1 pseudogene is annotated in these 295 nt (G+C 53.6%); it reads right to left on the bottom strand.

The features are described from left to right. Window positions 1–118: 118 nt before the first annotated feature. Window positions 119–295: pseudogene (locus Q8X48_RS29955) on the bottom strand (hypothetical protein); the annotation flags it as partial.

Consider the following 295-nt stretch of genomic DNA (forward strand, 5'->3'; position numbering starts at 1 on the left):
AAACCCTGTGGGAGCGGGCTTGCCCGCGAAGGCGGGCGCACAGACAACATACTTTTCAAATTGATAATAAAAAACCCGGAAGCTCTCACTGTCCGGGTTTTTATCATTCCAGCAGCAATCAGCGGTTGAACCGCTCCACCAACGAATACTGGGTGTTCGCAGTCTTGTTCAGCTCCTCACTCAACAACGCCGAGTTCTGCGCCTGTTCCGAGGTCTGGTCCGCCAGCGCCGAGATGTTACTCCCACAGTGATCTGTGGTGTGGCTTGATCGTGTGATCAATGCAAAACCCTGTGG

It is taken from the genome of Pseudomonas sp. QLc11A (genome assembly GCF_052112305.1).
GTDB lineage: Bacteria > Pseudomonadota > Gammaproteobacteria > Pseudomonadales > Pseudomonadaceae > Aquipseudomonas > Aquipseudomonas laurylsulfatiphila.